Annotated in this window: 22 protein-coding genes; 8 read left to right on the top strand and 14 right to left on the bottom strand. The window is 73.5% G+C overall.

All coding sequences use genetic code 11. The features are described from left to right. Positions 1 to 2 precede the first annotated feature (2 nt). Positions 3 to 1046, bottom strand: coding sequence for a LacI family DNA-binding transcriptional regulator (locus tag DVK44_RS01325; protein ID WP_114657865.1), 1044 nt, complete (start codon positions 1044 to 1046; stop codon positions 3 to 5). Positions 1047 to 1233: 187 nt separating this feature from the next. Between DVK44_RS01325 and DVK44_RS01320 the strand changes: the two genes are divergently transcribed. After that, positions 1234 to 2202: an ROK family protein gene (locus tag DVK44_RS01320; RefSeq protein ID WP_114657863.1), complete on the top strand. Its 969-nt coding sequence runs from the start codon at positions 1234 to 1236 to the stop codon at positions 2200 to 2202. Between the two features lie 71 nt (positions 2203 to 2273). Here the strand turns inward: DVK44_RS01320 and DVK44_RS01315 are convergent, their stop codons facing one another. Further along, positions 2274 to 2723, bottom strand: coding sequence for a hypothetical protein (locus DVK44_RS01315; RefSeq protein WP_114657861.1), 450 nt, complete (start codon positions 2721 to 2723; stop codon positions 2274 to 2276). A gap of 248 nt (positions 2724 to 2971) precedes the next feature. Between DVK44_RS01315 and DVK44_RS01310 the strand changes: the two genes are divergently transcribed. Then, positions 2972 to 4009, top strand: coding sequence for an NUDIX hydrolase (locus DVK44_RS01310; RefSeq protein WP_114657859.1), 1038 nt, complete (start codon positions 2972 to 2974; stop codon positions 4007 to 4009). A 126-nt stretch (positions 4010 to 4135) separates the two neighbouring features. Here DVK44_RS01310 and DVK44_RS01305 read toward each other — a convergent pair whose 3' ends face one another. Beyond that, the gene (locus DVK44_RS01305; RefSeq protein ID WP_114657857.1) at positions 4136 to 5500 is read right to left on the bottom strand and encodes a dipeptidase; all 1365 of its coding nucleotides are present in this window, start codon (positions 5498 to 5500) and stop codon (positions 4136 to 4138) included. A 150-nt stretch (positions 5501 to 5650) separates the two neighbouring features. On the opposite strand from DVK44_RS01305, the gene DVK44_RS01300 reads away from it, so the two are divergent. Beyond that, positions 5651 to 6961, top strand: a complete 1311-nt coding sequence (locus DVK44_RS01300; protein ID WP_114657855.1) for a geranylgeranyl reductase family protein — start codon at positions 5651 to 5653, stop codon at positions 6959 to 6961. A gap of 73 nt (positions 6962 to 7034) precedes the next feature. Here DVK44_RS01300 and DVK44_RS01295 read toward each other — a convergent pair whose 3' ends face one another. From DVK44_RS01295 to DVK44_RS01285, 3 genes are all read right to left on the bottom strand, one after another. Beyond that, positions 7035 to 7670: a DinB family protein gene (locus DVK44_RS01295; RefSeq protein WP_228446942.1), complete on the bottom strand. Its 636-nt coding sequence runs from the start codon at positions 7668 to 7670 to the stop codon at positions 7035 to 7037. 126 nt (positions 7671 to 7796) lie between these two features. After that, positions 7797 to 8042 carry a DUF6332 family protein gene (locus DVK44_RS01290; protein ID WP_114657853.1) on the bottom strand — a complete coding sequence of 82 codons (246 nt, stop codon included), beginning with the start codon at positions 8040 to 8042 and terminating at the stop codon, positions 7797 to 7799. Between the two features lie 115 nt (positions 8043 to 8157). Then, positions 8158 to 8790: a TetR/AcrR family transcriptional regulator gene (locus DVK44_RS01285; RefSeq protein ID WP_114657851.1), complete on the bottom strand. Its 633-nt coding sequence runs from the start codon at positions 8788 to 8790 to the stop codon at positions 8158 to 8160. 69 nt (positions 8791 to 8859) lie between these two features. Between DVK44_RS01285 and DVK44_RS01280 the strand changes: the two genes are divergently transcribed. After that, positions 8860 to 9732, top strand: coding sequence for a ketopantoate reductase family protein (locus DVK44_RS01280; protein ID WP_114657849.1), 873 nt, complete (start codon positions 8860 to 8862; stop codon positions 9730 to 9732). 30 nt (positions 9733 to 9762) lie between these two features. Here the strand turns inward: DVK44_RS01280 and DVK44_RS01275 are convergent, their stop codons facing one another. Next, positions 9763 to 10110, bottom strand: coding sequence for an SCO4225 family membrane protein (locus tag DVK44_RS01275; RefSeq protein WP_114657846.1), 348 nt, complete (start codon positions 10108 to 10110; stop codon positions 9763 to 9765). A gap of 70 nt (positions 10111 to 10180) precedes the next feature. After that, the gene (locus DVK44_RS01270) at positions 10181 to 11488 is read right to left on the bottom strand and encodes an MFS transporter (RefSeq protein WP_114657844.1); all 1308 of its coding nucleotides are present in this window, start codon (positions 11486 to 11488) and stop codon (positions 10181 to 10183) included. 75 nt (positions 11489 to 11563) lie between these two features. On the opposite strand from DVK44_RS01270, the gene DVK44_RS01265 reads away from it, so the two are divergent. Continuing rightward, a complete protein-coding gene (locus DVK44_RS01265; RefSeq protein WP_114657842.1) occupies positions 11564 to 12790 on the top strand; it encodes an ROK family protein in 1227 nt (408 codons plus the stop codon). Here DVK44_RS01265 and DVK44_RS01260 read toward each other — a convergent pair. The 3 genes from DVK44_RS01260 to DVK44_RS01250 all read right to left on the bottom strand — a co-directional run bounded on the left by DVK44_RS01260 (position 12771) and on the right by DVK44_RS01250 (position 15737). Then, positions 12771 to 13709, bottom strand: a complete 939-nt coding sequence (locus DVK44_RS01260; protein WP_114657840.1) for a phosphotriesterase family protein — start codon at positions 13707 to 13709, stop codon at positions 12771 to 12773. The two genes, DVK44_RS01265 and DVK44_RS01260, sit on opposite strands and share 20 nt — an antisense overlap. Before the next feature lie 89 nt (positions 13710 to 13798). Next, a complete protein-coding gene (locus DVK44_RS01255; RefSeq protein ID WP_114657838.1) occupies positions 13799 to 15073 on the bottom strand; it encodes an MFS transporter in 1275 nt (424 codons plus the stop codon). A gap of 61 nt (positions 15074 to 15134) precedes the next feature. Next, the gene (locus DVK44_RS01250) at positions 15135 to 15737 is read right to left on the bottom strand and encodes a winged helix-turn-helix domain-containing protein (RefSeq protein ID WP_114657837.1); all 603 of its coding nucleotides are present in this window, start codon (positions 15735 to 15737) and stop codon (positions 15135 to 15137) included. A gap of 251 nt (positions 15738 to 15988) precedes the next feature. Between DVK44_RS01250 and DVK44_RS01245 the strand changes: the two genes are divergently transcribed. Further along, positions 15989 to 16513, top strand: coding sequence for an ATP-binding protein (locus tag DVK44_RS01245; RefSeq protein ID WP_181957376.1), 525 nt, complete (start codon positions 15989 to 15991; stop codon positions 16511 to 16513). Positions 16514 to 16561: 48 nt separating this feature from the next. Here DVK44_RS01245 and DVK44_RS01240 read toward each other — a convergent pair whose 3' ends face one another. After that, positions 16562 to 16870 (bottom strand): hypothetical protein, encoded by a 309-nt coding sequence (locus DVK44_RS01240; RefSeq protein ID WP_114657836.1) that lies wholly within the window; start codon positions 16868 to 16870, stop codon positions 16562 to 16564. 160 nt (positions 16871 to 17030) lie between these two features. Between DVK44_RS01240 and cds1 the strand changes: the two genes are divergently transcribed. Beyond that, on the top strand, positions 17031 to 18173 hold the full coding sequence (gene cds1 / locus DVK44_RS01235) for an L-cysteine desulfhydrase Cds1 (protein WP_114664822.1): 1143 nt from the start codon (positions 17031 to 17033) through the stop codon (positions 18171 to 18173). A gap of 56 nt (positions 18174 to 18229) precedes the next feature. Then, on the top strand, positions 18230 to 18790 hold the full coding sequence (locus tag DVK44_RS01230; RefSeq protein WP_114657835.1) for a hypothetical protein: 561 nt from the start codon (positions 18230 to 18232) through the stop codon (positions 18788 to 18790). Between the two features lie 81 nt (positions 18791 to 18871). Here DVK44_RS01230 and DVK44_RS01225 read toward each other — a convergent pair whose 3' ends face one another. Together DVK44_RS01225 and DVK44_RS01220 are read right to left on the bottom strand one after the other, a co-directional pair. Continuing rightward, a complete protein-coding gene (locus DVK44_RS01225) occupies positions 18872 to 19366 on the bottom strand; it encodes an SRPBCC family protein (RefSeq protein WP_114664821.1) in 495 nt (164 codons plus the stop codon). Between the two features lie 67 nt (positions 19367 to 19433). Next, positions 19434 to 20282, bottom strand: a complete 849-nt coding sequence (locus DVK44_RS01220) for a DeoR/GlpR family DNA-binding transcription regulator (protein ID WP_114657834.1) — start codon at positions 20280 to 20282, stop codon at positions 19434 to 19436. Between the last annotated feature and the right edge of the window lie 88 nt (positions 20283 to 20370).

Below are 20370 nucleotides of genomic sequence, written 5' to 3'. Positions count from 1 at the left end.
CGCTACCCGTCGGCGGGAGGCGGGATCTCGCCCGAGCCCCGGGCGATCAGCCGCGTCGGCAGCACGACATGGGCCGGCGCCTCCAGCCCGCCGTCCAGCCGGTGGAAGAGCCGCTCCGCCGCCGTACGGCCCAGGGTGGCCGCGTCCTGCGCGATGACCGTGACGCCGGGGTCCAGCAGATCGGCCAGCTCGATGTCGTCGAAGCTCACCAGCGCGACCGGGCGTTCGTGCGCCGCCAGCACCCGCAGCACCGTCACGGTCACCCGGTTGTTGCCGGTGAGGATCGCCGTGACCGGACGGGGCTGGCCGAGCATCGCGACGACGGCCTCGTGCACCCGGCGCGGCGCCGTCGTACCGAGCGAGACCCAGTCGTCGTCGATCGCCAGCCCCGCGTCGGCCATCGCCGTACGGTAGCCGCGCAGCCGTTCGCTCGCGGTGTGGATGCCCGGCTGGTCGCCGATGAAGCCGATCCTGCGATGGCCGTGCGCGATCAGATGCGCGGCGCCCGAGCGGGCGCCGCCGAAGCTGTCGGAGAGCACCGCGTCCGCGTCGATCCGGCCGGCGGGCCGGTCCACGAAGACCGTCGCCACCCCCGCCTTGATCTCCGGCTCCAGATAGCGGTGGTCGTGCCCGGCGGGGATCACGATCAGCCCGTCCACCCGGCGCGCGCAGAGCGCCAGCACCAGCTCCTGCTCGCGGGCCGGGTCCTCGGCGCTCGACCCGTTGATCAGCAGCGCGCCGTGCGCCCGCGCCACCTCCTCCACGGCCCGGTTCAGCGGACCGTAGAACGGGTCCGCGAGATCCTCCAGGACCAGTCCGATGCTCGACGTACGGCCCTTGCGCAGCACGCGCGCCGAGTCGTTGCGGCGGAAACCCAGTGCGTCTATCGCCTCCTGCACCCGGCGCTCGGTGTCGGCGGTGACCCCCGGCTCGCCGTTGACCACGCGCGAGACCGTCTTCAGCCCCACTCCGGCGCGCGCGGCGACGTCCTTCATCGTGGGCCGGTTGCCGTAGCGACTCTCGGGGCGGTGGGCGATATCTGCCACAGTGCGCTGTCCTGTCCGTTTCTCGGCGGTACGTGCGACGCCGCCGGGCGGGGCCCGGGGCGGGTGGCGTCGAGCATAAAGCCTGGACAACGTTGTCAAGTGAATGGAGACTGTGTCACGAAACAGTAGTTCCGTACATCTCCCCGTCCAAGGGGAGATACCTCGATCGCCGGGAGATCCAAGACCGATGCCTACCGAATCCGTCGCCGCGCTCGACATCGGCGGAACCAAGATCGCCGGTGCGTTGGTGGACAGTACGGGCAGGATCCTTGTCCGGGCCCAACGGCCCACGCCCGCGCGGGAGAACGGCGAGACGGTGATGGGCGCCGTCGAGTCGGTCCTCGCGGAGCTGTCGGCCTCCCCGCTCTGGTCCTCGGCCACGGCCGTCGGTGTCGGCAGCGCCGGACCCGTGGACGCCTCCGCCGGTACGGTCAGCCCGGTCAATGTCCCTGGCTGGCGCGGCTTCCCGCTGGTCCAGCGGGTCCGGGCGGCCACCGGCGGGCTGCCCGTGACGCTTGTCGGCGACGGTGTCGCCATCGCCGCCGCCGAGCACTGGCAGGGCGCCGCCCGCGGTTACGACGACGCGCTGTGCATGGTGGTCTCCACCGGCGTCGGCGGCGGTCTCGTGCTGGGCGGCCGGCTCCACCCGGGGCCGAGCGGGAACGCCGGCCACATCGGCCACATCAGCGTCGAGCTGGCCGGCGACCCCTGCCCGTGCGGCTCCCGGGGCTGTGTCGAGCGCATCGCGAGCGGCCCGAACATCGCCCGCCGGGCGCTGGACAACGGCTGGCGGCCGGGCCCCGACGGGGACGCGTCGGCCGCCGCCGTGGCCGCCGCCGCGCGGGCCGGGCACCCGGTGGCGATCGCCTCGTTCGACCGGGCCGCGCGCGCACTGGCCGCCGGGATCGCCGCGACGGCCGCGCTGGCCGACATCCGGATAGCCGTCATCGGCGGCGGCGTGGCCAACGCGGGCGAGGTGCTCTTCGCACCGCTGCGCCGCGCCCTGCGGGACTACGCGACGCTGTCGTACGTCCGGGACCTGGAGATCGTCCCGGCGCGCATGGGCACGGACGCGGGCCTGGTGGGCGCGGCGGCCGCCGCGCTGCTGGAGAGCCGGGACGGTACGGAGGAGCCCGCGGCGGTGGTCGGCGGCTGAACGCCGGCGTACCGGGGCGCCCGCGTCCCGTCGTACCGCCTCACCGGTGACCGGACCGGCGTCCCGGGAGGTCAGCGCGGCGTCTGGCAGGCCAGCCGCTGGCTTCCCCGGAACTTCACGCACAGCTCGGTGCCGGTGCCGGTGTCCCCGGTCGGCCAGGTGTACGCCAGCGCCTTGCCCGACCGGGTGGCCGTCGCCGTCGAGACGAGCCGGCCGCCCCGGTAAAGCGATACCTCGTGCGTGGTGAGATCCCCGGGCGGGTTCGTCCAGATCCCGGTGACCGCGTTCCTGGCGCCCTGACCCTCCAGCCGGATACAGATCTGCGGCCCGGAGAAGTGGTGTGTGCAGGCGCTGCTGTCGGCCGCGGCGGGGGCGGCCGACAGGGAGAGGGCGAGGCCCGTCAGCGCGAGCGTCAGAGCGGGCCGCCGGGCTCCCCGGGACCCCCGGGGCCGCCCGGGGAGCCGGGGCGCGGCGGGCGCTCCGGGCTCGGCGAGTGTTTTGGGCATGACGGTCCGGCGCATGAGGTACCCCCTGTGTCCGCGATGTCCGCGGTGTCCGCGTGGTGGATCCGGACCACGCTCCGGATCGTATGGGACCTCCAACGAGGCTCCTGGTGCCCGTGTTACGGCCCGACGGGCCTCGGAACGGCAACGAACCGGCCACGGCTCCGTACCGCCACCCGGCCGCGCACGGGCCCGGAGACGGGCGGGTGTTTCCGTGGCAGGGTGTTGCGGGCAGTCCTCTGGGGGCTACCGGAAGAGGGGGAACCGTGATCGTCTGGATCAACGGTGCGTTCGGAGCGGGCAAGACGAGCACGGCGCGTGAACTGACCGACCTGCTCCCGAACTGCACTCTGTACGACCCCGAGCTGACCGGCGCGGGACTGGCGCAGCTGCTCCCGCAGAAGCGGCTCGCCGAGGTGAGCGATTTTCAGGATCTGCCGATCTGGCGCCGGCTGGTGGTCGACACCGCCGCCGCGCTGCTGGCCGAAGTGGGCGGGGTGCTGGCCGTCCCGATGACCCTGCTGCGCCAGGAGTACCGGGACGAGATATTCGGCGGTCTGGCCGCCCGCCGTATCCCGGTACGGCATGTGCTGCTGGCCACAGACGAAACGATCCTTCGCAAGCGGATCGCGGGCCGCTCAGCCCACGGTGACGACCACGAGGCGAACGAGGCCAACCGGCGGTGGTGCGACGAGCACGTCGAACCGTATCTGGCCGCCCTGAGCTGGCTCACCGGCGACGCCCACGTCATCGACAACACCCGGCTCACGGCCCGGCAGACGGCCGTGTCCCTGGCGGCGGCGGTACAGACCGGCGCGGCCGGGGTGTGCGAGATCGTCCAGACGCCGGACCCGACCGCCGAGACCGTCGCGGCCGGGGTGCTTCTCTTCGACGAGCACGACCGGGTCCTGCTGGTCGACCCCACGTACAAGCCCGGCTGGGAGTTCCCCGGCGGGGTGGTGGAGCGGGGCGAGGCGCCCGCGCGCGCCGGAATGCGCGAGGTCGCCGAGGAGATAGGCATCGAACTCGACCGGGTGCCCGGTCTGTTGGTGGTCGACTGGGAGCCGGCCCGGCCGCCGGGCTACGGCGGGCTGCGGCTGCTCTTCGACGGCGGTCTGCTGTCGGCCGGGGACGCCGGCCGGCTGCTGCTGCCGGGGCCCGAGCTGCGGGGCTGGCGCTTCGTCGCCGAGGAGGAGGCCGCCGAGCTGCTGCCCCCGGCCCGCTACACGCGGCTGCGCTGGGCGCTGCGGGCCAGGGAGCGCGGAGTGGTGCTCAACCTGGAGGACGGCGTCCCGGTCGGCTGACGGCCCGTCCTCGGGCCTTCCCGGCGGAAGGCCCGAGGGCCGATGGCCCAGGGGTGAGGGGCGCGTGTCGACGGCCAAGACCCGAGCGTGGCGGCCCCGTTCGGGCGGACGCCGGCCGGAGGTGGCTCAAGCCTGCTTGGAACGGGCGTAGTTGGCGAGGAAGTGGGCCTCCGCCACCGACATGCGCTCCAACTCCTCAGGCGACACACTCTCGTTCACGGCGTGGATCCGTGCCTCCGGGTCGCTCAGCCCGATCAGCAGGATCTCCGCCGCCGGGTACAGCGCGGCCAGGGTGCTGCACAGCGGGATGGAGCCGCCCATGCCGGACGACTGCATCTCCTGGCCCGGGTACGCCACCCGCATCGCGTCGGCCATCGCCGCGTACGCCGGGCTGGTGGTGTCCGCGCGGAACGCCTGGCCCTGGCCGACCTGTTCCACCGCGACCCGCGCACCCCACGGGATGTGCTTCTCCAGATGCGCGGTGAGCAGCCGCGTCGCCTCGGCGGCGTCCTGGCCCGGCGGCACCCGCAGGCTGACGGTCGCCCGCGCGCTCGCCTGGACGGACGGTGTCGCGCCCACCACCGGCGGGCAGTCGATGCCCAGCACCGTCACGGCCGGCCGGGCCCAGATCCGGTCCGCGACCGAACCGTGGCCGATCAGGCCGACACCGTCGAGCACCTTGGCGTCGGCGCGGAAGTCGGCCTCCGGGTAGTCGATTCCGTCCCAGTCGGCGTCGGCGGGCAGCCCGTCCACCGTCGTGGAGCCGTCCTCGGAGCGCAGCGAGTCGAGCACCCGGATGAGCGCGGCGAGCGCGTCGGGCGCCGCCCCGCCGAACTGGCCCGAGTGCAGGTTGCCTTCGAGGGTGTCGACCGAGACACGGACCATGGTCATCCCGCGCAGGGTGGCCGTGACCGTCGGCAGCCCGGCCCGGAAGTTGCCCGTGTCACCGATGACGACCGCGTCGGCGGCCAGCAGCTCCGGGTGCGCCTCGGCGTACCGTTCGAGCCCGCCCGTGCCCTGCTCCTCCGACCCCTCCGCGATGACCTTGACGGTCACCGGGACCCCGCCGTTCGCCTTGAGGGCGCGCAGGGCCAGCAGATGCATCAGGAAGCCGCCCTTGCAGTCGGCCGCGCCGCGCCCGTACCAGCGTCCGTCGCGCTCGGTCAGCTCGAACGGCGGGCTCTGCCAGGCGTCCTCGTCCAGCGGCGGCTGTACGTCGTAGTGCGCGTAGAGCAGCACGGTCGGCGCGCCCTCGGGGCCGGCCAGCAGCCCGTACACGGACTGCGTCCCGTCGGGGGTGTCGAGCACCGCCACGTCCTGGAAGCCCTCGGCGCGCAGCGCGTCGGCCACCCAGCCGGCGGCGGCCTCGCACTCGCTCTTCGGGAACACCGCGACATCCGCCACCGAACGGAAGGCCACCAGCTCCGTGAGTTCCTGACGGGCACGGGGCATCAGGGAGGCCACGGTCTCGGCGATCGAATTCACGGTCATGGGCACGCTCCAGGTCGGTGCGACGTTGTATCGGTCAGGTGTACATAGAAGGCGTTGTCGATCCTCCCACAGCGGGTAAGGAGCGCCAGCGCCGTAGGATGCCGTTTCGACAGCAGGGGCCACCGGGCGGATCAGGAGCAGAAGCACATCGTGAGCAGCGAGAACGCAGACGCCGGAAGCGTGCACGACGAGCCGGTGTGGGATGTCGTCGTGGTCGGCGCAGGACCCGCGGGAGCCTCCGCGGCGTACGCGGCGGCCGTCGCGGGCCGGCAGGTGCTGCTGCTGGAGAAAGCCGACCTGCCCCGTTACAAGACCTGCGGGGGCGGCATCATCGGCCCCTCGCGCGATTCGCTGCCCCCGGGCTTCGAGTTGCCGCTGAAGGAGCGGGTGCACGCGGTGACCTTCTCGCTGAACGGGAAGCTCTCCCGTACCCGCCGCTCCAAACGCATGCTCTTCGGGCTCATCAACCGCCCGGAGTTCGACGCGAGTCTGGTGGAGCACGCGCAGAAGGCCGGCGCCGTCCTGCGGACCGGCGCGACGGTCTCACGCGTCGAGCAGCACGGCCCGGCCGTGCCCGACCGCCGTACGGTCGCCGTCGTCCTCGCGGACGGCGGGACGGTCCTCGCGCGGTCCGTGGTCGGCGCCGACGGCAGCGCGAGCCGGATAGGCGGCCATGTCGGGGTGAAGATGGACCAGGTGGATCTGGGCCTGGAGCTGGAGATCCCGGTGCCGCCGACGGTCGCGGAGGACTGGGCGGGCCGGGCGCTGATCGACTGGGGCCCGCTGCCCGGGAGTTACGGATGGGTGTTCCCGAAGGGCGACACCCTCACCGTCGGGGTGATCTCGGCCCGTGGCGAGGGCGCGGCGACCAAGCGCTATCTGGAGGACTTCGTCGCGCGGCTCGGGCTCGCCGGCTTCGAACCCTCGGTGTCGTCCGGGCATCTGACGCGGTGCCGGAGTGAGGACTCGCCGCTGTCGCGCGGCCGGGTGCTGGTGTGCGGCGACGCGGCGGGGCTGCTGGAGCCGTGGACCCGCGAGGGGATCTCCTTCGCGCTGCGCTCGGGCCGGCTCGCGGGGGAGTGGGCGGTCCGGATCTCCGAGTCGCACGACGCGGTGGACGCCCGCCGCCAGGCGCTGAACTACGCGTTCGCCATCAAGGCGGGCCTCGGTGTCGAGATGGGCGTCGGCCGCCGGATGCTCGGCATCTTCGCGCGCCGGCCGGGCGTGGTGCACGCCGCGATCACCGGCCTGCGGCCCGCGTGGAAGGCGTTCGCGGACATCACACGGGGCTCGACCACCCTGGCCGGTGTCGTACGGACGCATCCGGTGGCCCGGCGGGCGCTGGACGTGCTGGACCGCAAACAGTCCGCCGCGGCGAAGGACGGCGGCACGGGCACACCGGACGCGCCGGCCGGCGCGTCCCCGGAGGCCGGGGTGCCGGAGACGGGCGCGCGGGGCTGAGGCTTCCCCGTACAGGAAGTCGGTTGCCGGTTGCCGGGTCGGCCGTAGGGATGACGGCCGGCCCGGCGCGCTCCTACTGGCCCACCCGGCCGTCGATCCGCTCGCGCAGGAGGTCGGCGTGGCCGCAGTGCCGCGCGTACTCCGCGATCTGCGCCACCAGGACATCGCGGAGCCGCTCCTCCCCGCCGGGCTGGGGACCGAGGTCGGAGAATCCGGCGTTGCCGGTGTCGAGGTCGGTGACACCGGCGAGATACCGGTCGGTGAGCGACACCTCCGCCCGCCACTGCCGCCAGGCGTCCGCCACGACGGCCGGGTCCGCGAGCGCGCCGGTGAAGTCGCCGTCGCGGTCCTCGTCGGTGCGGTACAGCTTCGGCGCGTCCTCGCCGGCCATCACCCGGCGCAGATGCCGCTCCTCCTCGGCCATGTGCCGCACCAGCCCGAGCAGGGACATCGTGGACGGCGGTACGGAGCGCCGGGCCATCCGCTCGGCGTCCAGGCCCGCGCATTTCATTTCCAGGGTCAGGCGGTAGTGGCGCAGAAAGCCGAGCAGGACGCCGCGTTCGTCGGCGGGTTCGGTACCGACTTCGCGGGGGTCGTCGTCCGGGTCGACCCACATGTCGGGATAGACGGTCGCGCGCGTCCACCGGGCCGCCACCGTCGCCTCGTCATCGGTGTCCCCGGGGCCTTCGATGTCCTCGCTCACGTCCATGCGGGGCATCGTCGCGGGCGCCGGCACGGGTCCGCCACCGAATATTGGGCTTCCGCGCCGCCCGGGACCCGGCAGGGGCGGTCAACTCCCGTACCGCCCGCGCCCGTGCCAACTCATGTTTTTGGCCTATGAGTCGGGGCCCGTCAGGCCGGGCCGCCCCCGGAACCCCCGCAGCACGTGGACGATCCGCGCCACGAAGACCAGCCCGGCCGCCCCGGCCGCGCAGCCGAGCAGCACCGGAGGCAGCCGCCAGTAGTACGTGGGGACCGCGACGGCGGCGAACACCAGCCCCGCCGCCAGGATCCCCGTCATCAGCGCGAAGACGATCTCCACCGTGATGGCGTCCCGCTCCGCGCCGCTCCGTGTCCCCATGGGGCGAGTCTGGCCGACCCGGCGAGCGGCGGCAAGCGGCCCGCCGTACCGGCGAGTTCGGCCGCCGGGTCCGGGCCGGTCGGCGTGCCCGTCCCGAGGCGTCAGCTCCGAGGTGTCAGTTCCCCGTCGGTGGTGCGCTCATCGCGGCCGTCAGGAACGTGATCGCCCAGTGCCGGGCCGCCTCGCCGCCCGCTGCCGGGGGCGAGCAGGCCGGGACGGGCCGCTGGTGGACCTCCACGCGGTCCACGGCCGTCACGGCGAGGATTCCCCGCATCCGGAACCGCAGTTCCGCCGGGGAGAGCCCGGGCAGGGCGCGCGCGAAGGCCGTCACGTAGCGCTCGCGGACCGTGTCCTCGGCCGGACCGGTCCAGCCGCGCACCTCCTCGGCCGGGTCGCTGAGGATCGTCACGATCAGCCGGGATGTCTGGGCACCGCCCGCGTCACCGGCGGGCATTCCGTCGAACAGCGGCCCCGCGAACGCCTCCACCAGGTCGCTGACCGCCGGCTCCGGCGTCCTGGCGAGCAGCCGGTCGAGCCCGGCGCACTGCGCGGCGTTGAGGGGCTCGATCACCCGGCGGGCGACCGCGGCCAGGAGTTCCGCCTTCGAGCCGAAGTGATATCCGACGGCGGCCAGGTTCGCGCCGGCGCGGTCGGTGATCGCGCGGACCGAGGTGCCGCGGTAGCCGCGCTCGCCGAAGAGGTGTTCGGCCGCGTCGAGGATCTGGGTGCGGGTGTCGGGTGGCGCCATGTCTGCGTACACTACAGACGTTTGATTCAAACGAACGTATGACTGAAACGAACGTATGAAAAAGGTGCCATGAAACTGCTCGTGTACGGCGCCGGGGTCCTCGGCAGCCAGTTCGCCGCCCGCTTCCACGAGGCCGGCCACGATGTCGCGCTCCTCGCCCGGGGCGAGCGCCTGGCCGCCCTGCGCCGGCACGGGGTGCGGCTCGCCGCGGCCGGGAGCCCGGTCGTCAGACGGATACCGGTGCCGGTGGTCGAGCATCCGGCCGGCGGGTACGACCTGACCTCGGTCTTCGTCCGCAGCCATCAGGTGGACGCGGTGCTGGAGTCACTCGCCGGTCTCGACGGCGATGTGCTGTTCCAGCTCAACTGGGCGGGCGGCCCGGAGCCGTTGGGCGCGGTGATCGGCCACGAGCGGGTGCTGCTCGGCTTCGGCACGGCCGGCGGCACGATGGACGGCGACGTGGTCCGCTACCGCGCGCCGAGCTTCCTGACCCGCCGGGTGGCGACGCCGATCGGTGAACCCGACGGCCGGACCACCCCGCGGCTCGAACGGATCGTACGGACGTTCCGTGCCGCCGGGATCAACACCAAGTCCGAGCCGAGGATGGACGCCTGGCTCAAGACACACGCCGCGTTCGAGGTGCCCCTCGGGCAGGCGGTCCACGCGGCGGGCGGCCCGGTGGCGCTGGCCGGCGATCCGGCCGCGGTCCGCGCCATGCTCCGCCTCATGCGGCAGAATCTGGCCGCGCTGCCGACGCCGCCGGTCCCTCGCGGGTTCGGCGCGCTGCGGACCCTGCCGGAGGGAGTGCTCGTGGCCGCGCTGCGGCGCTTCCTGCGCGGCCCGACGGCCGTGAACAGCGGACTCAGCGACACCTCGCCCGCGGCGACGGCCGAACTCGCGCGGCTGTCCGAGCAGATCCGCGCCAACGCGGAAGCCCGGTAGGCGGCAGACGACCGATGTCCGGGGTGCGCTTCAGGCCGTCTCGGTGCGCGCGGGCTGTCCCGGCCGGCGCAGCAGCCGTACGAGAGCGCCGAGCGCCGCCGACTGGATCAGCACCGAGAGGACGAGGGCCGGGTAGAGGAAGGCGGCGGATTCGGTGACCGCGTCCCCGAACACCCCTCCCGCGGCGAGGAATCCGAGGACGGTCGGCACGGCGAGAAGGAGCAGCGGCACCCCGGCGAACGTGGCGTCGGGGTGGTGCGTGAACGCCAGGTCGTACGAGAGGAAGGCCGCCGTCATCAGGACCAGACCCAGATACACCTGCGAGGCGCGGTTGCCGAAGGTCAGCCGGGCGAGCGTGCTGAGCCGTCCCGAGATCATGGTGGTCTCCTCCGAAGTGGTGTGTGTCACTCCAGAGTGAGGTGGATCGAACAGGCACGCCTGAGTACGGCTACTCACTCGGCGCCGGGTTGTCGTGGACGGCCGTCCGGCCGGCCGGACGCGCCGACGCGTTGCGGGCCGCGTAGCCGATGACCGCCGCGGCGGCGGACAGCAGGGCGACCGTCGTCAGGGCGAGCGGCAGCGAGAACCACTCGGCGAGGAAGCCGATCGCGGGCGGGCCGAGGAGCATCCCGCCGTAGCCGAGCGTGGACGCCGCGGCGACCCCGCTGGGACCCGCCAGCGCGCCGGCCCGGCCGATGGCCATCGGGAAGATGTTGGCGAGGCCGAGACCGGCCACGGCGAAGCCCGTCAGCGCGAGCCAGGTGCTCGGCGCGAGGGAGCCGACCAGCATGCCGAGCGCCGCGGTGACCCCGCCCGCGACCAGGGCGGTGGTCTGGCCGAGCCGTTCCACCAGCACCGTGCCGGAGAGCCGGCCCGCGGTCATGGCGAGGGCGAACAGCGAGTACCCGGCGGCGGCCGTGCCGGGCGACGCCCCGAGATCCTGGGTGAGGTGCAGGGCGCTCCAGTCGGCCATCGCGCCCTCGCCGTACGCGGTGCACAGCGCGATCACGCCGAAGAGGAGGACCAGCGCGCGGGCGTGCCGGTCGAGCCGCGCCGGACGCGCGGGCCGGCTCGCGGGCGCGGCCGGTGGCGGTGACGTATCGCTCGACGGGGCGCCCCCGGCCTTAAGGTCCGGTACGGGCGGGGCCTCGCGCAGCAGCGTGGGGCCGACGGCGGCGACGACCAGCAGACCGATGACCGTCAGGAGGGCGAGATGGACGGCGGGCGAGAGCCCGCCCGCGACCAGCCCGCCGAGCCCCGCGCCGATCATGCCGCCGAGGCTGAACGCGGCGTGGAAGCTGGAGATCACCGGGCGCCGCAGGGCCGCGACGATATCGACCGCCACGCTGTTCATCGCGACGTTCAAAGACCCGTATGCCGCACCGAAGATGAGGAGCACCAGTCCGAGCGTGAGCGCTGAATGCATGTGCGGCGGCAGCAGAATGCTCAGCGAGAGCAGCACCGCGCACCCCACGGTCACCGGCCGGGCGCCGAACCGGCGGCAGAGCCCGCCGGTGAGCACCATCGTGATGACCGCACCCGCCGAGATGCCGAGCAGGGCGAGCCCGAGATCGCTCGCCGAGGCCCCGGTCTGGTGCTTGATGGCCGGGATACGGACCACCCAGCCGGCGAAGAGGAATCCGTCGAGCGCGAAGACCACGGTCAGCGCGGTACGGAGCCGGGTCAGCGAGGAGAGCGACGACAGCGGCGGCGGGCTTCCCCGGAGCCCGGTCCTGACTTTGTTTAGGTTCGGCACAAAATGAGGATAGGGGCCGTCCCTCGTCCGTACAAGGCGTCCGCGCGGCCCGCGGATCATGGGAGACTCCCCTCCATGGACGGCAAGGCTACCCCCACCCGGACACGGCTGGAGAGAGGCCGGAGCGCACTCGGCCCGGCACTGGAACTCGTGCACACGGGCCGTGCGCCCACCCGCGCCGTGCTCACGGCGGAGCTGGGCGTCACCCGCGCCACGGCGGGCGCCGTCGCCGCCGAGCTGGAGGCCCTCGGGCTGATCCGGGTGGACTCCCGGCCCGGCGCGGCGGCCGGCTCCCAGGGCAGGCCCTCGCACCGGCTGTCGGTGGCCGAGGAGGGTCCCGTCGCGCTCGCCGCCCAGATCCACGCGGACGGCTTCCGGGTCGCGCTGGTCGGGCTCGGCGGCCGGATCGTCGCCACGGCGCCCACCCGCGGTACGGCCACCGCCGACCCCGCGCAGGTGCTCGGCGAGGTCGTCGAGGCGGGCGCCGCGCTGCTGCGGGCCGGCGGACACCGGTGCGTGGGCGTGGGTCTCGCCGTACCGTCCGCGATCGCCGAACCGGAGGGCACGGCCCTCAACCCGCTCCATCTGGCCTGGCCGGCCGGTGCGCCGGTACGGGAGATCTTCGCCGAGCGGGTACGGGCCGCGGGCCTCGCCGGGCCCGCCCTCACCGGCAACGACGTCAACCTCGCCGCCCTCGCCGAACACCGGCACGGCGCCGGCCGGGGCGCCCAGCACCTGCTCTGCGTCGCCACCGGACACCGTGGTGTCGGCGGTGCCCTCGTCCTCGACGGCCGTCTGCACAGCGGCAGTTCGGGCCTGGCGCTGGAGGTCGGCCATCTCACGGTCAACCCCGAGGGGCGCCCCTGCTACTGCGGCAGCAAGGGCTGCCTCGATGTCGAGGCCGACCCGCTCGCCTTCCTCACCGCCGCGGGCCGCGCGCCCGGCCCCGAGGTCTCGCTGCTCAAGCAGTCCAGCGATCTGCTCCGCGCGGAGTACGCGGACCCCTCCGTGCGCGGCGCCGCCGAGGAGCTGATCGACCGGCTGGGGCTCGGACTCGCCGGCCTGGTCAATATCCTCAACCCCGACCGGATCATCCTCGGCGGACTGCACCGGGAGCTGCTGGCCGCCGATCCGGAGCGGCTGCGCGCCGTCGTCGCCGACCGCAGCCTGTGGGGCCGCAGCGGCGGCGTACCGATCCTGGCCTGCACCCTCGACCACAACAGCCTGGTGGGCGCGGCGGAGCTGGCGTGGCAGCCGGTGCTGGACGACCCGCTGGGCGCGCTCAGCCGCTCCGGGGGGTGAAACTCAGCGCCCGTGCCGGGTTGGTGACCAGGATCCGCTCCAGCAGCCTTTCCCCCAGGGTGAGTTCGAGCCTCGGCCGCAACCGGCGCAGCAGATACGGCATTCCGGGAGTCTCCGGCACCGTCGTGTCGCCGCCGAGCAGCAGCCGGTCACCGAAGCCGCCGACCGCGAGCGCCGCCAACTGCTCCGGCAGCCGCCAGTCCGTCGCGTGATTAGCGCGTGACGGACCGTCAAAAGCCAGATAGGCGCCCGACTCGGCGGCCTGCCGCTGCGCCGTCGGATCGGGGGAGCGGCCCAGGTGGCCCAGGATCACCCGGTCCGGCGCCACCTCCAACTCCCCGCAGAGCAGGTCGAGTACGTCCAGCGCGCCGGTGCCCAGCTCCAGATGGACGGCGATGGGCGCGCCCGTACGGTGATGGGCGCGGGCCGCGGCCGTCATCGTACGGCGGGCGTGCGCGTCGATCCCGTGGAACGCCCCGGCCACCTTGATCAGCCCGGCCCGTACCCCGGTCCCGGCGATGCCCTCGGTCAGCTCGGTGACGAAGAGCGCGGCGAGATCCCCGTCCGTCTCGCGCAGCAGGGACGCGTCGTAGTGGTCCGCCCGGTGCTGCCCGGTCGCGGCGATCAGATGGACGCCCTCCGACCGTGACAGCGCCGCCAGATCGGCGGGCCTGCGGCCCATCCCGAACGGTGTCCACTGGGCCACGGCCCGCCCGCCCAGCGCCCGGAACTCCCGCAGCCGCCCGGCCGCGTGCGCCGGGTCGGCCAGCTCCTGACCGGGCAGCAGACGGCTGCGCAGGAAGAGGTGGTCGTGCGCGTCGCAGAGGCCCAGCGCGTCCGGCGCGATATCGCCGAGGACCGTACGGACGACGCGTCGGGCCTCGGAGCCGGGCGCCGGACGGCCGGCGGGCCGGGTCACGCGCCGCCGCCGCTCAGCGCCGCTCGGGAGTGCTCATCCCTCCACTGTACATACCAGTAGGTACAGAGGCGGGCGCAGGAACCGCACGGCTAGCGGGGCAGTTCGGCGCGGCGCAGGGACCGGAAGCAGAGCCCGACGGCGGACCCGAGCGCCACGATCGCGGCACTGGCGACGAAGACCGGCCGCGTACCCCAGACGGCGACGGCCGCGCCGGTGAGCGGGTACGTCAGCGGGGCGACCCCGAGCGAGAACAGGCTCGCCACGGCGGTGACCCGGCCGAGATACGCGGGATCGGCGGCGGTCTGGAGCAGCGCCGCGCACAGCGCCCCGCAGAGCCCGCCGGCCAGTCCGACCGCGGCGCCGACGCCGACGGCGACGGGCAGCGAGGGCGCGAAGGCGAGCGCGCCGAGAGCCACCGCGCCGAGCGCCAGAAACCCCTGCTGGACCAGCCCGGCGCGCGGGAGACGGCCCCGGACGGCCAGCAGGAGCGAGGCGGCGACCGCGCCGGCCCCGAAACCGCCGACGATCCAGCCGAGTCCCGTGACGCCCCAGCCGCGTTCACCGGCCAGCAGGGCCACGCCGATGTTCAGCGGACCGGCGAAGCCCAGGTCGGCTGTCGCGAGGACGATCACCAGCGGTGCCAGCACCCGGTGGCGCCGGATGTGCCGCAGCCCGTCGGTCAGGTCCCGCCAGGCCGTGCCACCGCTCCCGGCGGCCCGGCCGTCGTCGTCCGGGGCGGGCGGCGGCTCCGGGAGCGGCGCGATCCGTACGGCGATCAGCAGCGGCAGCGACACCGCGAACAGGATCCCGGCGACCGCGAACGCCAGCGACGGGCCGCCCAGCGCCATGGCCAGACCGGCCAGCGGTGAACCGCCGATGGTGGCAGCCCGGGTGACCAGCCCGCGCAGCCCCTGCACCCGGGCCAGCTGGTCAGGACCGGTGATACGCGGCGGCAGCGCGCCGACGGCCGGCAGGAACAAGGCGTCCACCGTGCCGAAGACCAGACCGACCACCACCAGCAGCCATACACCGGGCGTCGATACGGCCAGTACGCCCGCCACGGCCAGGATCACCACACACCGCGTCAGATCCCCGCCGATCACCACCTTGCGCGGACCGAACCGGTCGGCCACCACACCCCCGCCGAGCATCAGCACCGCCCTCGGCACCGAACCGGCGGCGAGCACCAGCCCCGCCTGCGCCGGGCTGCCGGCCTGGATCGCCGCCCAGGACAGTGCGAGGAAGTACACGTTGTCGCCCAGCAGCGAGAGGGCGAGCGCGCCCAGCCAGCGCAGTACGTTCGCGTCTCGGTGCGCGGGCGGTGAGCCGCGCGTCGCGGATATCGCGGTCGTTGTCGCGGTCACGCGGATGCCTCCTCGGGGAACGCGGGGATGTACGACGCGGTGATGCACGGACTCGGGGGTTTCACGGGCGGTACGGGAACCCGTACAGATGCAGGGCGACCTGCTCGCGGCCCGCGGTGTTCCCGGTCTCCCCGGCCTCCTCGGCGGCCCGCCCGCGCTCCTCCCAGCGCCGTACCAACGCGTGCATCTCCTCGTTCAGCTCGGCCAGTTCGGCCGCCGTCAGCCGCGGCAGGTACTCGGCGGTGAACGCGGCGTCCGTCCACTCCTTCGGCCACGCCGACTGCTGGTCGAGGTAGGCGGCGTACCGTTCGGCGCGCGCCGTGAGCAGTTGGCGGGTCACCTGCCCGACCACGGCCGCGCCCTCCGGATCACCCATGAAGTCGGAACTGCGGAAGCTCCACCCCCGCTCGGAGGCCGGCTTCCACCACCGCTCCCGCGCGTCCGTGCTCAACTCCGGTGCCTCGACGATGAAGCCGTGCGCCGCCATCCTGCGCAGGTGGTAGCTGACGAGCGACACCGCCTCGTCGACCTGCTCCGCGAGCTGGGACGCGGTCGCCGAGCGCGCGGTGAAGAGCCGCCGGTACAGCTCGATGCGCAGCGGGTGCGCGAAGACCTTCAGCGCGGCGAGATCGGTGATGGTCGGGGTCGTCGTCTCCTTGGCCATGCGCCGAGGTTAGACAGGAAAGAAACCTTGCGCAATAAAAATTGCGCAACAAACCTTGCGGGTTCTGGCGGTCACCCGCCGGGCGCCCGCGAGTTGCGGAGTCGGGCCCCCTGCGTCACTCTGGTCTCATATCACTCAGGGTTAACCGGCGGTGACGCTGCGATCCAGCCCCGCCGGGCGGGATCGGCGGCGCGCCGCGCCGCTGGATCCGATCGTCGTCTTCTTCCGGACTCATTCGGGGAGTCGCAGCCGTGATCAGCCGGCCCAGCAGGCACTGCACGGTGGAGCTCCAGGCCCTGCCGTCGCGGATCGGTCAGGTCCGCAGAATCATCTCGGCGCAACTGCGCTACTGGCATCTCGATCCTCTGATCGACTACGCGGCACTCGGCGTCACCGAGCTGCTGACCAACGTCCACCGGCACGCCCAGCCGGACAAGCTCTGCACCGTCGACATCGAGCTGCTCCTCGAACGGCTCACCGTCTCGGTCAGCGACCACGATCCGCGGCTGCCCGCGGTCAACGACGCCGGTCCGTTCGATACCGGCGGCCGCGGTCTCGCCCTGATCGCGGCCGTCAGCGAGAGCTGGGGCATGCGGCGCCGGGGCGATACGGGCAAGAGCATCTGGTTCACGCTTCCCGCCCCGCCCGCCGCGCTGGCCCTGCCGCTGCGCCCGGTGTACGGCGCGACGACCGACGGCCCGTTCCCCGGGGCGGAGTTCGGCCCGGCGGCGGTCGACCACAGCTCGGCGGCGGCCCGCTCGGCCGTGGTCGGCTGACCGGGCGGGCGGTGGGCGGCGGGCGGCGGCGTGGGCGCAGGGGGGGACCTAGTGCCCCGCCCTGCTGACGGCCTCCATGAACCGCCGGGCCAGCGCCGTCGCGTCCGGGCGCCGCCCGGGCCGCCCCATCGTCAGCCGGTAGCGGATGCCGTTGACGGTGGCGACCGTACTGCCGCTCCCGGCGAACCACGGCCGGGCGGTCCTGACGGCCCGCAGCGGCGCGCTGTCGATCACCCGGCCGTAACTGGTCAGCAGCGCCAGCCTGCCGTCCTGGACCAGTACCTGGCCCGCCGTGGTGAGGGAGCGCGGCCATCGCTCGATGAGCACCCCACGCGCGTCGAAATCCGGCTCAGCCATGGCTCTTCAGCCCCCTCCATGCCATATCCCTGCGAATCCCCTCAAGGCAGTGTGCCCAAGTATCCGGCGCCGCACCAGAGCGCCCGTCGTCCGCGCAGGTGGTGGAGGTACGGTGCGGGCGGGGCCCGATCGGGGAGCACCGATGAGCGAGGAGCGCGCGATGACACAGACGGACGGATCCGGGGACTGTACGGACGGGACGCCGGCCGCCATCGTCGACGTGGACCGCAGCGACCCCGGTTACCGCGCATGGCTCAAGGAGGCCGTACGGAAGGTCCAGGCCGACGCCAACCGCTCCGCCGACACCCATCTCCTGCGCTTCCCGCTCCCCGAGCGGTGGGGCATCGACCTGTACCTCAAGGACGAGTCGACGCATCCCACCGGCAGCCTCAAGCACCGGCTCGCCCGCTCGCTGTTCCTCTACGGCCTCTGCAACGGCTGGATCCGGCCGGGAAAGCCGGTGATCGAGGCGTCCAGCGGTTCGACGGCCGTCTCCGAGGCGTACTTCGCGAAGCTGATCGGCGTGCCGTTCATCGCCGTCATGCCCCGTACCACCAGCCCCGAGAAGTGCCGGCTGATCGAATTCCACGGCGGGCAGTGCCACTTCGTGGACGACGCCGCCGGGATCTACGCGGAGTCGGCGGGTCTGGCGGCCCGTACCGGCGGCCACTACATGGACCAGTTCACCTACGCGGAGCGCGCCACCGACTGGCGGGGCAACAACAACATCGCCGAGTCGATCTACCAGCAACTGCGGCTGGAGCGCTATCCCGAGCCCGCCTGGGTCGTCGCCACGGCCGGCACGGGCGGCACCTCCGCGACCATCGCCCGCTATGTCCACTACATGCAGTACGACACCCGGATCTGCGTCCCCGACCCGGAGAACTCCTGCTTCTTCGACGGCTGGACCCGGCACGACGCGGACGCGCGCAGCGAGCGCGGCTCCCGTATCGAGGGCATCGGGCGCCCCCGGATGGAGCCGAGCTTCGTGCCCGGCGCCATCGACCGGATGATGAAGGTCCCGGACGCGGCCAGCGTCGCCGCCGTACGGATGCTGGAGCGCGCCATAGGGCGCAAGGCGGGCGGCTCCACCGGCACCGGCCTGTGGAGCGCGCTGCGGATCGTCGCGGAGATGGTCGAGGCCGGTGACACGGGCAGTGTGGTCACCCTGCTCTGCGACCCGGGCGACCGCTATCTCGACAAGTACTACTCGGACGCCTGGCTCGCCGGGCAGGGCCTGGACATCACCCCGTACACCGAGGCGCTCGACCGCTTTCTGACGACGGGCGTCTGGCCGGACTGACCAGCCCGCACGGGGGCTACTGGCCTCATACAGGTTCGTGGACCATACTGCCCGCCGTGGAGCAGCGCATAGATCCGAAAGTCCAGCCCGAGTACGCCGCGGGGACAGATCCGGCATATATCCCCGGTCTGACGGCCCCTCGCCCCGGGGCGGAGGAGAAGACGGCACCGGCCGAGGAGCCGGAACCGGAGGCCGCGGCCGAGGCCGACGTCCAGGACGCGGCGGCCGAGGACGCCGACCGGGAGGACGCCCCCGCGGCCGACTCCGAACCGGCGGAGTCCGAACCGGCGGAGTCAGAACAGGGGAAGAAGGAAGGAGAAGCAGCGGCGGAGGACGACGGGCCCGTCTTCGAGGCGAGCGACCGGCGTGGCTCGATCACGGCCGACCGTGACGGCGTACGGTTCCGCCTCGACGAGGAGGAGGCCGACTTCCGGTGGGACGAGATCGGCGCGGTGGAGGTCGGCACCCCCCGGTTCGGCCGCCGGTTCACGGTCACGGTCCATGTGTCCAGCCGCCGTTGGTTCACCGCCGAGGTCGACGCGGCGGCCAGGAGCGATCTGAAGGGGTGGGCGGCCGAGCTGGACGCGGTCCTGGACGCCTACTTCGAGGAATCCTGACCGGACCGGATCCCACCGGACCGGACAGGGAGCACCACCGGACCTGACCTGACCGGACCTGACCGGAGCGCGGTGCCGGGGCTAGCCATGCCCGGCATCCGCGCCCGCGCCCGTGCCCGCCGTGCTCCCTCCGCGCAGCAGACGGCCCACGGCGCGGCCGAAGACCAGCCGTCCCGCGCGCGCCGTCAGCGGGTCCAGTGGGCGCGGCAGTACGGCGAACCGCAGGTCTTCCTCCCAGCACACCCGGGCGCCGCGCCCGTCCCCGGCCGGCCCGTCGTCCCGTACGCGGATTTCCGCCCAGCCCGTGACGGCCCGGCCGCGCTTCTCCAGCCGGCAGTGGCCCGGCACCCCCGGCGCGGGCGGCTGCCAGTGGACGACCTCCATCGGATCGTCGAACCCGAGAGGCCCTAGCCCCGTACGGGCGGTGAAGAGTGTCCCGGTGCGGGTCGGGCCCGGGGTCAGGACCGTGATCCGGGTGAGCGGCACCACGCGCCCGTGCGCGGGCCAGTCCGTCAGCCGCCGCCATGCCTCGTCGGCGGGGAGCGGGGTGGCACGGTCGATCCGGAAGACGCTCATCCGCCGATCGTAGGCCGGACCGCCGCCCAAAGGCGCTGGGCAGCGGGGCGGCGCGACACGCTTCCTGTCAGCCGTTCCCCGGCACCGAACCCGATGTGGCCCGGTCCGCCACCAGCAGGCCCGGCACATGCTCCGCGATCTCCGCGCGCGTCTCCTCAGACAGCCCCGAGTCCGTCACCAGAGTGTCGATCGCGTCCAGTGTCGCGAACGAACTCAGCCCCACCGTCCCCCACTTCGTGTGGTCGGCCACGACCACCACCCGGCGCGCCGACCGCATGAACCGGCGGTTGGTCTCCGCCTCCGCGATGTTCGGTGTGGAGAGGCCCGCCTCGACCGAGATGCCGTGCACCCCGAGGAAGAGCACATCGAAGTGGAGCGAGCGGATCGCCTGGTCGGCCACCGGACCCACCAGCGAGTCCGACGGCGTACGCACCCCGCCCGTGAGCACCACGACGGGGGAGCCGGAGCGCTGGCCGCCCGCGCCCGCCGTCTGCCGCGCGGTGTGGAACACATCGGCCACCCGCGTCGAGTTGGTCACCACCGTCAGCTCGGGGACGTCCACCAGATGGTGCGCCAGCGCGAAGGTCGTCGTCCCACCGGACAGCGCGATGGCGCTCCCGGGCTGGACGAGCGCCGCCGCCGCCCGCGCGATGTCCTCCTTGGCGGTCAGCTCCAGCGCGGACTTCGCCTCGAACCCCGGTTCGTGCGTACTCGCCTCGACCACCGGGACCGCGCCGCCGTGCACCTTCTCGATGACGCCCTGCCGGGCCAGCGCGTCCAGGTCCCGGCGCACCGTCATGTCGGAGACATTGAGCTTGCGCGTCAGCTCGTTGACGCGGACTCCGCCACGTCGGCGCACCTCGTCCAGGATCAGCGCGCGGCGCTGCTCCGCGAGGAGGTTCTGATTGTCGCTCACCGCCGGTCCGGTCCTTCCGCCGAGTCCAAGGGACTCATCCTCGCACGGAGGTCCGACACCCGCCCCGGTGATGGCGGGCGGCGGGGAC

It is taken from the genome of Streptomyces paludis, assembly GCF_003344965.1.
Taxonomy (GTDB): domain Bacteria; phylum Actinomycetota; class Actinomycetes; order Streptomycetales; family Streptomycetaceae; genus Streptomyces; species Streptomyces paludis.
Note: the sequence above shows the minus strand (reverse complement) of the source record. Positions and strands in the feature narration are given on the sequence as shown.

What these genes read in the sequence shown, in the direction of transcription:
- DVK44_RS01320 (WP_114657863.1), top strand. Translation starts at nt 1,234, where the DNA reads ATGCCTACCGAATCCGTCGCCGCGCTCGACATCGGCGGAACCAAGATC.
- DVK44_RS01315 (WP_114657861.1), bottom strand. Translation starts at nt 2,723, where the DNA reads ATGCGCCGGACCGTCATGCCCAAAACACTCGCCGAGCCCGGAGCGCCC.
- DVK44_RS01305 (WP_114657857.1), bottom strand. Translation starts at nt 5,500, where the DNA reads ATGACCGTGAATTCGATCGCCGAGACCGTGGCCTCCCTGATGCCCCGT.
- DVK44_RS01295 (WP_228446942.1), bottom strand. Translation starts at nt 7,670, where the DNA reads ATGGACGTGAGCGAGGACATCGAAGGCCCCGGGGACACCGATGACGAG.
- DVK44_RS01290 (WP_114657853.1), bottom strand. Translation starts at nt 8,042, where the DNA reads ATGGGGACACGGAGCGGCGCGGAGCGGGACGCCATCACGGTGGAGATC.
- DVK44_RS01285 (WP_114657851.1), bottom strand. Translation starts at nt 8,790, where the DNA reads ATGGCGCCACCCGACACCCGCACCCAGATCCTCGACGCGGCCGAACAC.
- DVK44_RS01280 (WP_114657849.1), top strand. Translation starts at nt 8,860, where the DNA reads ATGAAACTGCTCGTGTACGGCGCCGGGGTCCTCGGCAGCCAGTTCGCC.
- DVK44_RS01275 (WP_114657846.1), bottom strand. Translation starts at nt 10,110, where the DNA reads ATGATCTCGGGACGGCTCAGCACGCTCGCCCGGCTGACCTTCGGCAAC.
- DVK44_RS01265 (WP_114657842.1), top strand. Translation starts at nt 11,564, where the DNA reads ATGGACGGCAAGGCTACCCCCACCCGGACACGGCTGGAGAGAGGCCGG.
- DVK44_RS01250 (WP_114657837.1), bottom strand. Translation starts at nt 15,737, where the DNA reads ATGGCCAAGGAGACGACGACCCCGACCATCACCGATCTCGCCGCGCTG.
- DVK44_RS01240 (WP_114657836.1), bottom strand. Translation starts at nt 16,870, where the DNA reads ATGGCTGAGCCGGATTTCGACGCGCGTGGGGTGCTCATCGAGCGATGG.
- cds1 (WP_114664822.1), top strand. Translation starts at nt 17,031, where the DNA reads ATGACACAGACGGACGGATCCGGGGACTGTACGGACGGGACGCCGGCC.
- DVK44_RS01225 (WP_114664821.1), bottom strand. Translation starts at nt 19,366, where the DNA reads ATGAGCGTCTTCCGGATCGACCGTGCCACCCCGCTCCCCGCCGACGAG.